The sequence below is a fragment of the Chryseobacterium wanjuense genome (assembly GCF_900111495.1).
GTDB lineage: Bacteria > Bacteroidota > Bacteroidia > Flavobacteriales > Weeksellaceae > Chryseobacterium > Chryseobacterium wanjuense.
Window position 1 is genome coordinate 75,840 of record NZ_FOIU01000002.1, and the last position, 13,939, is coordinate 89,778.

The following is a 13,939-nucleotide window of genomic DNA, read 5'->3' on the forward strand; positions in this document are numbered from 1 at the left end:
TTCAGAATGACAATTGGATTGCTACATTTTTACATTGGTATATTGTTACATTGAAAATTTTTCCTGTTTCTCTGCAAAAGCTATTGCTGCTTCTTTCACCCAAAGGTTTTCCTGCTGCGCTTTTACTTTTGTCTGTAATCTTTTCTTGTTGCAAGGCCCGTTACCTTTTAAGATTTCCATGAATTCATCCCAAGGAAGTTCTCCGAAATCGTAATGCCCTCTTTCTTCATTCCATTTAAGATCTTTATCCGGAATGGTTAGTCCTAAAAATTCAGCCTGAGAAACTGTAACGTCGATAAATCTCTGACGCAGACTGTCGTTACTTTCTCTTTTCACTCTGTAATTCATTGAGATTTTAGAGTTTGGCGAGCTGTCGTCATTTGGTCCAAACATCATTAAAGCCGGCCACCAGAAACGGTTTAATGAAGCCTGAGCCATTTCTTTCTGCTGTTTTGTACCACGGCAAAGCGCCATCAAAATTTCGTAGCCTTGTCTTTGGTGGAAAGATTCTTCCTTACAGATTCTTACCATCGCTCTTGAATAAGGGCCGTAAGAATTTCCCATCAACATAACCTGATTCATAATAGCAGCACCGTCAACCAACCAGCCGATTGCACCGATATCTGCCCAGCTCAACGTAGGATAATTAAAAATACTTGAATATTTTGCTTTTCCTGAAAGCATATCATCATAAGTAGCATCTCTATCTGCTCTGATGGTTCCGTTTCCTAATGTTTCAGTGGCAGAATAAAGGTATAAACCATGCCCTGCTTCATCCTGAACTTTAGCTAAAAGAGCCATTTTTCTTCTCAATGAAGGTGCTCTGGAAATCCAGTTGGCTTCCGGCAACATCCCTACGATCTCAGAATGGGCGTGCTGTGAAATCTGACGAACCAATAATTTCCTGTAATCATCAGGCATTACATCTTTTGGTTCTACTTTATTTTCGTCGTGTACATATTGTACAAATTTTTCTAAATCCATAACTTTCAATTTAGCAATGTATCAGTTTAGCAATGTACCAATAAGGGATGCTTCGACAAGCTCAGCATGACAGTGATTGTTACACTGGTAAATTGTTAGATTGTTACATTAATTTTAAACATCATAATTAAGCATCACCACATTCGTTGTCGGGTGACATTGGCAGGTAAGAACGTAACCTCTGGCTACTTCTTCTTCGGTAAGCGCGAAATTTTTCTCCATAAAAACTTCTCCTTCCAGAACTTCGGCTTTACACGTACAACAAACTCCTCCTTTGCATGCAAAAGGCACAGGAAGGTTGTCTTTCAATGCTTTATCTAAGATACTCTCTTTTTTGGAATTAAGGTGGAACGAATATTCATCATCATCGATAATGACCGTTACCATACTTTCGATATTGGCAATCGCCTTGAATTCATCGCTCATTTCCTCTGAATTTTCTTCGTCTGGAGCTGTGAAATATTCAAACAAAACCTGAATAGCAGGTACTTTTTTATCCTTTTTTAAATAATCTGCGATACCTTTGATCATTTCTGCAGGTCCGCAAATGAAATAAGTTGATTCTTTAACATCAATATCAGCATACCTTTCAAACAAAAGTTCTAATTTTTCAGGCGAAATTCTTCCTTCAAAAATAGGTTCTTCGTGCTGCTCGCGGCTTACTAAATAAACAACTTTCAGCCTTCCGCCAAAATGCTCAACCAATTTATCGATTTCAGCTTTTTTCATCACATGATTCATGCTTCTGTTGCTATAGAACAGATATGCATTAGAATTCGGCTCCTGATAAAGGCTTTCTTTAATATTTGACAAAACCGGAGAAATACCGCTTCCTGCCGCCAAACCTACATAAGTTTTCACGTTGGACGGGTGATACGTTGTATTAAAACCACCCATCGGAGGCATTACTTCAAGCACTTCATCCATGTGAAGATGCTGATTGAAATATCCCGAAACTTTTCCGCCTTCTAAAAGTTTTACCAATACCTCCAGCGTATTGCTTTTTTCGCTCGGAGCATTGCAGATCGAATAAGAACGTCTCTCTTCATTTCCGTCGATCATCATTCGGAAATTAAGATACTGCCCCTGCTTGAACCTGAATTTATCTTTCAGTTCTTCAGGAATTTCAACGGCTACATTCACTGCATCGTTGGTATCTTTCTGAACCCTTACAGTTTTTAGTTTATAAAATGAACTCATTTTGTTTTTAGTATTCTATTAATTTTTCCACCTTCGCACTTAGGCAAACTGTCCTGAGCATGGATTTTCACTTTTGTGGTGATTCCTACCCGTTTTTTTATTTCGTTTTCTATATTTTTTCCAAAGTTTCCGACAAAAATAGTATAATCATCGGTATTTATTTCAATTTGCTGCGCTTTTACAAATTCATCATCAATTTCCAGATCGATATCTAACGCAACACACATCTGTTCTTTCTCAATCGGTGTTAAATAATAATTCGGAACCACGCCTTCCACATGAGAAAACGCTTCTTCAATCTGGCTTGGATAGACATTTACCCCTCTCACGATCAGCATATCATCGGATCTCCCAAGAATCGGCTTCATTTTCACCATTGTTCTTTTGCCATTTTCATCGTAATAAAGACTTGTAATATCATTCGTCCAATAACGTAGAAGCGGCATTGCTTTTTTCGTTAAAGTCGTAATCACTAATACACCTTCTTCACCAAATGGAACAGGTTCTTTCGTAATCGGGTCTAAAATTTCAGGATAAAAATGATCTTCCCAAATGTAAGCACCACCCTTTTCCTCAAAATCCTCCATTGAAACTCCAGGTCCGATAATTTCACTTAAACCATAAATATTGGTAGCGTGAACGCCTAATCTTTCTTCAATATGATGTCTGATAATTTCTGTCCACGGTTCTGAACCTAAAACGGCATATTTCAAACTAATTTCTTCTGCAGAAATTCCGCGTTTTGCAAATTCATCAGCAATTGTCAAAGCATATGATGGCGAACAGCAGATTACTTCCGGCTTAAAATCCATGATTAAATCTACCTGTCTTGCCGTCATTCCTCCGGAAATCGGAAGAACGCTCATTCCTAATTTTTCAGCTCCGTAATGAAGTCCGAGCCCGCCCGTGAAAATTCCGTAACCGTAAGCGTTGTGCAACTGCATTCCTGGTTTTGCTCCGGCTGCATTCAACGATCTTGCTACAACTTCACTGAATAAATCTACGTCTTCTTTCGTATATCCGACCACCGTTGGTTTTCCCGTTGTTCCGCTTGAACAGTGAATTCTCTGCAATTCATTTTTCGGAACGGTAAATAATCCGAACGGATAGTTGTCTCTCAAATCCTGTTTGTACGTAATCGGAAGTTTCGTAATATCTTCAATCGACCTTATATCTTGTGGAGATATTCCTGATTCATTAAATTTTCCTTTATAAAATTCCGACTTTTCTCCAAGATAATTAACCAAATTCACCAATCTTTCCGACTGGAGCTGTCTCAATTGGTCGAGCTTTATATATTCAACTGAAAAATCCATCATCAACTAACTAACATTTGTTAGGTGTAAATTTAAAAAGATTTTATGAAGTGACAAAATTTTTATGATTTTCGTCACGTTTGTAGAAGTGTTGAGGTTAAGGTTGAGGTTTAGTTTGAGACAAGACTGTGATTATAAAAACAAGCTAATAGAATTACTGTTTCTGATTTCCCAAAAGTCCAAAAAGAATCTTATCCCTTATCTCATCAGGAATTTCAGTGGTTGATTCGATATTTCTTTTGAACCAAAAATAAGAATTGTTTAAGGTATGAAGAATGAATCTTGTGGTAAATGTAGGAGATTTCAATTCCCAATTTTCCGCCTGGTAGATTTCTGAGATCAATTGTTCGACTTCCTGCTGGTACTTTTTTCTTAATTCTACAAATTCTGGCAATCGCTCTTCCAAATGTTTCCATTCATTGGAGTAGATGTGAGTAACATCGCGGTTTTTAAGTACAACCGATAAATGTTTTTCAATAAAAAGATTCAATTTTTCCTTTGGAGGAATATTGGTGCTTTTCACTTCCTGAAGCTCATCGAAAAATTCCTGTGCGATGCCAAAACAGATCCATTCCAGAATCTCTTCTTTTGAATGGATGTGCGCATATAAAGAAGCCGCTTTGATATTAAGTTTTGTCGCCAAATCCCTCACAGAGCTGCCCATATACCCTTTCTCTTTGAAAAGTTCTACCGCAACGTCTAGTATTTTCTTTTGTTTTTCTTTAAGCTCCATCTGATAATCGCAAAAGTAATTATTTTGATTTTAATATTTGATTTTTGAGGAGATGATTTTTACCATCAAATAGGAACGGACTTTAGTCCGTTTACAAAATATTATAGTGTTCATTTGGCTTTAGCCGAATTTTTTTATGTTTCTTTTTAAACCACCCCGTCAAAAATTCTTTGAATTTTCGCCACCCCTCCAGAGGAGGGGAATTTTGATTTCGCTAATAAAATATTTGGAAAATATATATGCAATTGCTTTTCTACAATTTTGTGATTTCGATCAAACCTGACTGTTTTGCCATATTTTTTTTATTCAAATCAAGCGAATCGGAAATTTTGTCTATGTAAAAATCTTTTAAAATACATATTTCGGAAATTTTGTCCGTTATTTTTAAAAAATTAATAATTGAACACTTTTTGTGATAAGGTAATCGAATTAAATGATTAAATAAGATTGAGGACATCAGAAATTAGAAAATCAGTTTTAAAAAATTAACATTTATTTGACTCTTATGGTCTGAAATCTGATGTCTAAAATCTAAAATTGAAAACTAAAAAATTAAAGAATCAAAAAAAATATAAATATGAACTTAAATCAATATACTGTAAAATCACAAGAAGCCATCCAGGCCGCACAGCAAGTAGCTATGGAATTTGGCAATCAACAAATAGAACCTCAACATCTCCTTGAAGGAATTTTTCAGGTAGATGAGAATATATCGCCTTTCTTACTTAAAAAATCTGAAGCAGATGCCACTTTAGTAAGAGAGCGCAACCGTGAAAATTTAGAAAGACTTCCGAAAGTACAGGGAGGAAATATTTACCTTTCACAATCGGCAAACAAAGTATTGCTTGATGCGCCCAACATCGCTAAAAAAATGGGTGACGAATATGTAACGATCGAGCATTTATGGCTTTCTCTTTTAGAAACCAATTCGGAAGTTTCGAAAATGCTGAAAGATATGGGCGTTACCAAAAGTCTTCTGGAAGGCGGAATAAAAGAATTAAGAAAGGGAAGCAAAGCTACTTCTGCCAGCTCGGAAGAGACGTATCAATCCTTAAATAAATATGCAAAAAACTTCAACCAACTGGCTGCGGAAGGGAAACTGGATCCTGTAATCGGTCGTGATGAAGAAATCAGAAGAGTTTTACAAATTCTTTCGAGAAGAACGAAAAACAATCCGATTCTGATTGGTGAACCTGGTGTTGGTAAAACCGCCATCGCAGAAGGAATTGCACACAGAATTATCAGCGGAGATATTCCTGAAAATCTGATGGATAAAACATTATATTCATTGGATATGGGAGCATTGATCGCCGGTGCAAAATATAAAGGTGAGTTTGAAGAAAGATTAAAATCCGTTGTAAACGAGGTTATTAAATCAGACGGACAGATCATTCTTTTCATCGACGAAATCCACACACTGGTTGGAGCCGGAGGTGGTGAAGGTGCGATGGACGCAGCAAATATTTTAAAACCAGCGTTGGCGAGAGGAGAATTAAGAGCGATCGGTGCCACAACTTTAAATGAATATCAAAAATATTTTGAAAAAGACAAAGCATTAGAAAGACGTTTCCAGAAAGTAATGGTAGAAGAACCGGATACTGAATCTGCGATCTCTATTCTTCGTGGAATTAAGGATAAATATGAAGCGCATCATAAAGTAAGAATCAAAGACGAAGCGATTATCGCGGCAGTGGAAATGTCCCAACGATATATTTCAGACCGATTTTTACCGGATAAAGCGATTGACCTTATCGACGAAGCATCGGCTAAGTTGAGAATGGAAATCAATTCGAAACCGGAAGAGCTGGATGTTCTCGACAGAAAACTGATGCAGATGGAAATTGAATTGGCGGCAATCTCAAGAGAAGGCAGTCAAACCAAAATCGACCATTTAAAAGAAGACATTTCGAAAATTTCTGAGGAAAGAAATGAAATTAATGCTAAATGGCTGAAAGAAAAACAAAAATCTGAGGATCTTACCCAGATTAAAAAAGATATAGAATCTCTGAAACTGGAAGCAGAAAGAGCTTCAAGAGCCGGAGATTATGCCAAAGTAGCGGAAATCCAATACGGAAAACTTCGCGAAAAAGACGAAGAGCTGAAAAAACTCGAAATCGAAATGCAAAATCATCAGAATGAATTGATTAAAGAAGAAGTAACTTCCGAAAACATCTCTGAAGTGATTGCAAAATGGACAGGCATTCCTGTAACAAAACTCCTTCAATCCGAAAGAGAAAAATTGTTGAACCTTGAAACAGAGCTTCACCACAGAGTTGTGGGACAGGACGAAGCCATTCAGGCGGTTGCAGATGCGATCAGAAGAAACAGAGCCGGACTGAGTGATGAGAAAAAACCCATCGGATCTTTCTTATTCCTGGGAACAACCGGGGTTGGAAAAACCGAGCTGGCAAAGGCTTTAGCCGAGTTTTTATTCGATGATGAAAACAATATGACCCGAATTGATATGAGTGAATATCAGGAAAGACACAGCGTATCCAGACTTGTTGGTGCGCCTCCGGGGTATGTGGGTTATGATGAAGGTGGACAATTGACGGAAGCTGTAAGAAGAAGACCATATTCTGTCGTGCTTTTAGATGAAATTGAAAAAGCACATCCTGATGTTTTCAATACCTTGCTTCAGGTTTTGGATGACGGTCGTCTGACAGATAATAAAGGCAGAGTTGTGAATTTTAAAAACTCGATTATCATTATGACTTCGAATTTAGGTTCGCATATCATTCAAGAGAATTTTGAGAATATCACTGAAGAAAACCAAGATGAAATCGTCGACAAAACTAAAATTGAGGTTTTTGATTTGTTGAAACAAACTTTACGTCCGGAATTCTTAAACAGAATTGATGAAACTGTATTGTTCCAGCCTTTGAGAAAAAAAGAGATCGGAAAAATCGTTCAGTATCAATTGCGAGGTTTCAATGATTTATTAGCAAAACGTAATATTATCATGACTGCCACTCAGGACGCTTTAGATTATCTTATGAATAAAGGATATGATCCTGCTTTCGGAGCAAGACCATTGAAAAGAGTAATTCAACAGGAAGTTCTCAATAAATTGTCCAGAGAGATTTTGGCTGGGAATGTGAATGACGGTGACAGAATCACTTTAGATTATTTCGAGGAAACAGGTTTGGTATTCAGACCGACAGAAAAATAAAGTAGTTTTTTTTCATATATATTATTTTTGTAAGTAAGTGCTGTAGAGAAATCTGCGGCACTTATTTTTTATTCTCAGATTTTACAAAACAATTGAAGTGCATAAACACAGCATTTGATAAACCCATAAGCCACATTAGCTTTAAATGAAAATTTAGTATAATGGATCACATCAGAAGAAATCAAAGATTTCGTAAAAACTAATGTGCTCTTTTATCAAGCTTCCTTGTAATCTTGAAATTCTAATGTGCTAAAGTCCTCGTTCATTTTGCCATTACAGTTAAATATATTTTTCATCAAACCTATCCAAATTCTTTATAATTTTAATTAAAATTTCCTATCCGTAAAAATACGGTGAAGAAAGGGTAAAAAACCGTGTCCTATTAACATAAAATTTTACCGAAATTTGCAGTATCAACTAACATTTTACTATAAAAACTAGCTTTATGAAAACAAAACCTAACTTAGACGTTGACACACTAGAGGCTATCTCAGTGCCAAACACCATGACTTGTGAGTTTATCCAAACTTTGGTAAACAACTACAGAAACAATCATTTAGTATTTGTAAAAGACAAATTAGGAATCGATGATGCCCATTCTATCCATTTCGATTTGGCTACATTGAAAAAGTTTATTTCTGACATCGAAACTGAAACTCAAAAAACAAATCCGGGCATCGCAGACGAAGATTTAGGAATCAGATTTTATTACGCAGCCTATCCAAAAGCGACAGATTGGGAGATCATGTCGGGGACACCGATCGGGGTAGAATATGCCGAAAAGCATACTTTGGTAATGGTTCCGACCATGAAAATGGAAGACGAGGAAGGAGAAATGCTTCCTTATGACTTCAACCCTTTAAGCTCAGGGAGTGAAGGTGAATTTTTAGCAATGGCTTCCAAAACTACAGATCTGGAAGGTGAAATTATTTCCCAAAATCACGGAAATCTTGTTCCACCCGACAGTACAAAGACCGAATCATTCTAAAAAAAACTTATATTTAATTTTTTAAAAAAACTGACACAAATGGCTGACTTTCAAAAAATAGTACAAGAATTAATGTTTTGGAGCGAAGGTATCGCTGCATTAATATCTCTCTTATACTATAATCGCATAAAAAATCAATACTGGAAATATTTTGTTTTTTATTTGATTTTCGTTTTTGTGTCTGAAGCCATCGGCAAATGGGGTGATACTTTTATGGAATACAATAAGCAGGCATTCTATAATTATTTTGTCATCCCCATTGAGTTTATATTTTTTTACTGGCTGTATGCTGCTAAATCTTTCGGCAGGCCAAAACTTTTTGTCATATTATCATTCATTTATCTGCTCTCATTTATTCCCAGCGAATTCATTTTTACCTACGACAAGGTGATGTTTTCACTCAACTATACTTTGGGATGCCTTATTCTGATGATTTTGGTGGTGATGGAATATTACAAACAGATCAATTCTTCCAATATTCTTGATTTTGACAAGAACAGGATGTTTTATATTAATCTGGGAGTCACCTTATTCTACATCGGGACATTACCGTTTTGGACCTTCTTCGAATTGCTTAAGCCATATAGAGAAATTTATAATATTTATTTTGCTTATTTCTTAATTTCGGCGATTGTCATGTATTTATTATTCTCAATTTCATTTATATGGGGAAAACAGAACTCTTAGTAACGATCATTCTTTTCAACATATTTTTTGTGTTGTTCGTAGCTGCTATCATGGTATATATCCGAAAATATAAGCAGCGCAAAAAGGAATATTTAAATGAAATTGAAGTAAAAAACGAAATTCATAAACGTGAGCTTCTGGCCACCCAACTGGAAATACAGCAGGCCACCATGCAGCAAATCGGGCGCGAACTTCATGATAATATCGGGCAGAAACTGACCTTGGTGAGTCTCTACACCCAACAGCTTTTGTACGAAAATAAAGTTCCGGAAGTAAGCGAAAGAATAGAGCAGGTATCACAGATCATCAATCAGTCTCTTCATGATTTGAGGAGCCTCTCAAAAACTTTGACTGACGATAATATAAATCAAAAGGAAATCGTAACTTTAATACAGGAAGAAGTCGACAATACCAACGCTTTTAAAAAGTGTAAAGTAAGCTTTGAACATAATTTTAAACAGCTCGATTTGGGATTTGTCCACAAAAATGTATTGCTCAGAATCACTCAGGAATTTATTCAGAACAGTATAAAACATGCCAATTGCAAGAATATTTTCATTAATCTGAACACTTCTGAGGAATCGCTTTGGGAACTGAATATAAAGGATGATGGTGTCGGTTTTGATAAATCAAACATCAAATCCAACGGGATCGGCCTTACCAATATGAAAAACAGAGCCGAGATTATCGGAGCCAATTTCAGTCTCGAAAGCCAGGAAAATATGGGAACTACGCTCAATATTATTTTAAAACGACAGCCATGAAAAAAACGATAGTGATCGTTGATGATCACGTACTTATCGCAAAAGCTTTAGAAGGAATTATTGATAATTTTAAAGAATTTGAAGTCATCTACGTTGCAGAAAACGGCAAAGATCTCATTCAGAAATTTGAAAACAACAGCAAAATTCCGGACATTATTTTAATGGATATCAGCATGCCGATTATGGATGGTTTTGAGACCGTACTTTGGCTGAAAGAACATCATCCGGGCATCAAAGTAATGGCTTTGAGCATGCAGGGCGACGATAAAAGTGTCATTAAAATGATAAAAAACGGAGCAAAAGGTTATTTATTAAAAAACACCCATCCGAAAGAGCTTGAAAATGCCTTAACAAAACTCAACATCGACGGATTTTTCTATCCGGAATGGGCTTCAAAAATCATTTTTTCGAATATGAATAATGATGATCCTGTAAACAGTGTGAGAATTTCCGACCGTGAAAAAGAATTTTTGAAATATACCGTCACCGAACTCAGCTATAAAGAAATCGCCGACAAAATGTGCTGCAGCCCAAGAACAGTGGAAAGCTACAGAGATCAGCTTTGCGACAAACTGGATCTGAAAACGCGTGTCGGTCTTGCGGTTTTCGCTATTAAAAACGGTTTCGCGGAATCTTAATCTAAAAAAACATTCACTCATATTTTTTAACTTTAATGAAATCCTTTCTCATTAGTTTGGGGAAGAATTTTATTTTATAAACCATAATGCTTTATTGCTTTTTGTTTTAGTGGGTTTGTACTCCATTCTTCCCATTCTCCACTATAAGGATCATAACCACATTTTAAAGGTTTCGAGGTATCAATTCCATCTTCATTTGAATGTATACGTTCTGTATATGCCCTGCAATCGGTACAAATATATCTAAATTCACAATCTTTGCAAACTTCAATATTATCTTTAGTTATATTCCAATATTTTTTAAAATTCTCCTTATTCAATACTTCTTCAAGTGTCGTATTTTCGATGTTTCCAAAGGCTTTGCACATGGAGGGGCAATTTTTTATGTTTCCTTGAGCGTCTATTCCAATCTTTTTATAAAGACACGAATTATAATTTATAGCTTCCAACACTTTATTTATGTTTGTATTAAAATAGTCCAAGCTTACTTTTCCACAAGAACTTATTTTTAAATTTTCATTTAAAAAACTGAGGGTAAAATTAAATGTGTTTTTGATTATTTTAAACGGTTCTTGATTACAATTATAAAATACAATATTATGAAAGCGAAGAGTATTCTGGTTTAGATTTTGAATAAAATCAATATTAATTGATGAGTGATAAGGTGAATAGATTTCAATACTGGAAACAGGTGAATTTTTAAATAAATTATCAATTTCTACCAATTCATCTAATGAAAGATTTTTTTTGCTGAAAATTATGATATGTTTAATTTCAAGATTTTCTATTGAAGATTTTATTTTATGCAAAATAGCAAGATCCACCATTTCTATGAATATGTTTGACAATAAATCATTTTCTTTATACTCATAAGATAGAGGAAGAAAATTTTTGTCCCAATCATTTTGACTGAAAAAACCATACTCTTTTTCCAAAAAAAAATCTAAATATTCATGGATAATTTCTTGCGATTCTTCATCATAACTTTTTAGCAAATCCTCTACAGAATGGTGTTTTAAAGACTCTATAATGTCATACAATTCTAAAGGATAGATTTCGGAGATATTTCTTTGTAAATCAGAGATAAGTATTCGTGAAGCACCTTTGGTAACAAGTACATCACTAAATAAATTAAAGTATTTCATAACATTCTTACAAGTGGTTTAAATGGTTTTTCACGAATATAAAAATTAGTTTGATATTTGTCACACGGAATATAAAATATAGTATTCGCATCTAATTTTTTTAGGTTTTGAGTTTTAAATAACTCTATATATTTAAAGGTCAGAGGTAAACTATTTTTCTCTTTTAGTTTTGGTTTCATAAATATTCGGCGATTTCTTTTTCTAATGAATAGTTAGTGATAGATGACAGTGCAGTAAACTGTCCTACAGTATTTATCTCTAGAAAATAAAACATTCCATCAACTCCTTTTATAAAATCTATTGAACCGCAATCGAGATCTAGATTTTGCATTAATTGATGGACTCTTTCCTCAGTATCTGCTGGAAGTTTGTAACGTACATTACGATTTGGTTTCGCAGTATTGTATTTTCTAAAATCAACTTTGGTTTTTTCATCATTCTGAGATATTATAGCAAACGACCAAATTTTACCCTTTAAGTAGAATGTTCTTACTTCAAAATCTTTCTCTATTTTATCTTGAAAAAAAGAAATAAAAAAATTAGTGGGATGCTCTTCATGTACTACAGACGTATACATTATTCCATCATAGTTTTTATGAATATCTTGTAGTACCCCATTACCAGTAATGGATTTAACAATAGTCTCACCTATTTTAACGTCCTGAGTATTATCAGCCAAAAAATATCTTGGTACGTTAAGACCAACTTTTTGTGCAACTTCTAAAACTATGAGCTTATTAACATGAGACTTTCTTTGTTTACTAATATGATTTTTAGATTCTAGCGTATGAATGACATAGTCTTCTAACCAATGTTGTGTTTCATGCATATGAATATTTACTATATCATTTTGATAATGAAAACGTTTAAATTTAATTCCGCCCCTTCTATACCAAACACTTGTTATATCATCAAGCAGAAAACTATTCCTTTCACTTTGAAGAGCTAGTTTTCCATTAGACATCTTTATTTCAAAAAATTCATCTTCATTGACTCTTATAAAGTTTTTGCCCAAATGATATAACCACTTTATTACCTCTGTAGTTGTAATTTCGTTATCTTTAGATATAATAAGAATCATTATACATCTATTAAAAATTATTAATAATTAATTTTATGATTGAGTTCAATGGGATTATTATTATTATTAATATAATTTTGCCGTTCAGTAGTCATTTTTTTTCTTTGAACATCTACATCTACTGAATTTCCATCTTTGTCAATAAATGTAACCTTTCTTGTACCTCCTTGCCTTAATTCAGGATAAGGATTTTGGTAATAGGATTCTGATAACTCCTTAAATTTAATCCAGTCAATATTTGACCCCTTCACTCTAGCATCAAATAGATTTGTGGAGTTTTTAGTTTGTATTAGATTAAAATTATAATCATCTGTATTATCTTTAATAGAAACTATTAATCCTGGTAATCCTCTAAAAACGTATGGGCCATCATTAATAGGTATATCTGATGTAAACCAAGCTATCCATTCCCTTTCTCCATATATAACTGTAGCCTTTTGAACATTATAAACGCCTATTTTTTTCTTTTCAGAAAGAATCTTCCAGTTGAGTATATCATCAATTGGGAGGATGAAATTATATTGCCCGTTGGTAAGTATTTTATTTACTTGATTACTTGATAAGTCTTTTTTTACATAAAATTGATTCTCGAATCCCGATGAAAGCATAGGATTGCCTCCTGCTATCTTTATAGAGTCTGCTTTTTTATCTATATTTTCTCTGAATATGGATTTTTTTTCTGCTAAATCCAACGACATATAAGTAGTATTATAATCATCAGATTTATTGACATTTGTACGATATTTTACTTCATAAATAAAAGAAACACCCTGACCTAAATAAAAAGAGCTGAATAATAAAAAAAATAATATCTTCATGATTGTTTATCTATTATTAACATGACAAAAGAGACTACCTCAAAAGATGAAATAATACTCTAAGAATCTCTTAATGACAAAATTGCCATTTTGAAGCCTAGAGAAAGATCTTTTGAAACAGCCTCTTTTATTTAATCTAAGGAATCTTATGACATTCCTGGTTGTATATCATCAAATATACTTCTGCCATTATATACCCATGTACCAGACGCTGCATCATCATTATAATAATCAATATCATAGTGACCAGTTCCAACTGCATTGGATTGTGCAGATCTTGAACTTCCAGCACCCGGTAATTTACCACCTTGAATCGATGTAAGATCCTTTAGTTTTTTGTTTTCTAATGAAGAAAAATTTTTCTTCAAACCTTTTAACTTTTTCATGAATGAATTTTGTTTTATAATAATTTT

Annotated in this window: 13 protein-coding genes; 5 read left to right on the forward strand and 8 right to left on the reverse strand. The window is 34.3% G+C overall.

All coding sequences use genetic code 11. The features are described from left to right. Nucleotides 1–45 precede the first annotated feature (45 nt). From paaA to BMX24_RS12045, 4 genes are all read right to left on the reverse strand, one after another. Nucleotides 46–984: a 1,2-phenylacetyl-CoA epoxidase subunit PaaA gene (gene paaA, locus BMX24_RS12030; RefSeq protein ID WP_089793036.1), complete on the reverse strand. Its 939-nt coding sequence runs from the start codon at nt 982–984 to the stop codon at nt 46–48. A gap of 114 nt (nt 985–1,098) precedes the next feature. Beyond that, complete coding sequence (locus tag BMX24_RS12035; protein WP_089793038.1) at nt 1,099–2,184, reverse strand: 2Fe-2S iron-sulfur cluster-binding protein; 1,086 nt, start codon at nt 2,182–2,184, stop codon at nt 1,099–1,101. Beyond that, nucleotides 2,181–3,500 (reverse strand): phenylacetate--CoA ligase family protein, encoded by a 1,320-nt coding sequence (locus BMX24_RS12040; RefSeq protein ID WP_089794653.1) that lies wholly within the window; start codon nt 3,498–3,500, stop codon nt 2,181–2,183. Before BMX24_RS12040 ends, BMX24_RS12035 begins: the two co-directional genes overlap by 4 nt. Before the next feature lie 154 nt (nt 3,501–3,654). Next, a complete protein-coding gene (locus BMX24_RS12045; protein WP_089793040.1) occupies nt 3,655–4,233 on the reverse strand; it encodes a TetR/AcrR family transcriptional regulator in 579 nt (192 codons plus the stop codon). A gap of 577 nt (nt 4,234–4,810) precedes the next feature. Here BMX24_RS12045 and clpB point away from each other — a divergent pair. The 5 genes from clpB to BMX24_RS12075 all read left to right on the forward strand — a co-directional run bounded on the left by clpB (nt 4,811) and on the right by BMX24_RS12075 (nt 10,482). Beyond that, entirely contained in the window at nt 4,811–7,405 is a 2,595-nt protein-coding gene (gene clpB / locus BMX24_RS12055; RefSeq protein ID WP_089793044.1) for an ATP-dependent chaperone ClpB, read from the forward strand. A 445-nt stretch (nt 7,406–7,850) separates the two neighbouring features. After that, on the forward strand, nt 7,851–8,393 hold the full coding sequence (locus BMX24_RS12060) for a hypothetical protein (RefSeq protein WP_089793046.1): 543 nt from the start codon (nt 7,851–7,853) through the stop codon (nt 8,391–8,393). Nucleotides 8,394–8,432: 39 nt separating this feature from the next. Next, a complete protein-coding gene (locus BMX24_RS12065) occupies nt 8,433–9,080 on the forward strand; it encodes a hypothetical protein (RefSeq protein ID WP_089793048.1) in 648 nt (215 codons plus the stop codon). Continuing rightward, nucleotides 9,059–9,844, forward strand: coding sequence for a sensor histidine kinase (locus BMX24_RS12070; RefSeq protein ID WP_089793050.1), 786 nt, complete (start codon nt 9,059–9,061; stop codon nt 9,842–9,844). The genes BMX24_RS12065 and BMX24_RS12070 overlap by 22 nt, the downstream gene beginning before the upstream one ends. Beyond that, nucleotides 9,841–10,482, forward strand: a complete 642-nt coding sequence (locus BMX24_RS12075) for a response regulator transcription factor (RefSeq protein WP_089793052.1) — start codon at nt 9,841–9,843, stop codon at nt 10,480–10,482. Before BMX24_RS12070 ends, BMX24_RS12075 begins: the two co-directional genes overlap by 4 nt. Nucleotides 10,483–10,556: 74 nt before the next feature. On the opposite strand, the gene gwsS is transcribed toward BMX24_RS12075, so the two are convergent. The 4 genes from gwsS to BMX24_RS12100 form a co-directional block, all read right to left on the reverse strand. After that, on the reverse strand, nt 10,557–11,627 hold the full coding sequence (gwsS, locus tag BMX24_RS12080) for a grasp-with-spasm system SPASM domain peptide maturase (RefSeq protein WP_089793055.1): 1,071 nt from the start codon (nt 11,625–11,627) through the stop codon (nt 10,557–10,559). A gap of 175 nt (nt 11,628–11,802) precedes the next feature. After that, entirely contained in the window at nt 11,803–12,708 is a 906-nt protein-coding gene (gene gwsG / locus BMX24_RS12090; RefSeq protein WP_089793059.1) for a grasp-with-spasm system ATP-grasp peptide maturase, read from the reverse strand. 20 nt (nt 12,709–12,728) lie between these two features. Then, a complete protein-coding gene (locus BMX24_RS12095) occupies nt 12,729–13,526 on the reverse strand; it encodes a GLPGLI family protein (RefSeq protein ID WP_089793061.1) in 798 nt (265 codons plus the stop codon). A gap of 146 nt (nt 13,527–13,672) precedes the next feature. Next, nucleotides 13,673–13,912 (reverse strand): grasp-with-spasm system A modified peptide, encoded by a 240-nt coding sequence (locus tag BMX24_RS12100; RefSeq protein ID WP_089793063.1) that lies wholly within the window; start codon nt 13,910–13,912, stop codon nt 13,673–13,675. Nucleotides 13,913–13,939 lie beyond the last annotated feature (27 nt).